Below are 267 nucleotides of genomic sequence, written 5' to 3'. Positions count from 1 at the left end.
ACAGCGTGCGGCGCCGGGCCACGGTGGCCTATGGCGACGGCCTGCCCGAGGATTTCGAACTGGCGCTCGACCGGGAGGTGGACGAAGCCAGCGCCCCGGAGAGCTACGTCGACGAGGTGAGTCTGGGCCGGGCGATCGACGCGCTGCCCGCCACCCAGGCGCGCCTGGTGCGGATGTCCTTTCTCGAGGCGCGCAGCCACAGCGAGATCGCCCACGAACTGGGCATGCCGCTGGGCTCGGTGAAATCGACCCTGCGCCGCGCCTTCG

General features: G+C 71.5%; 1 protein-coding gene. It reads left to right on the top strand.

What is annotated here, in order from left to right; genetic code table 11:
* Positions 1–267 (top strand): sigma factor-like helix-turn-helix DNA-binding protein (locus SB719_RS20450; protein WP_412159785.1); only part of this gene is annotated, 267 nt, incomplete at both ends.

The organism is Pantoea sp. SIMBA_079 (assembly GCF_046940275.1).
GTDB lineage: Bacteria > Pseudomonadota > Gammaproteobacteria > Enterobacterales > Enterobacteriaceae > Pantoea > Pantoea borealis.
This window is presented reverse-complemented; position numbering and strand designations above follow the sequence as displayed.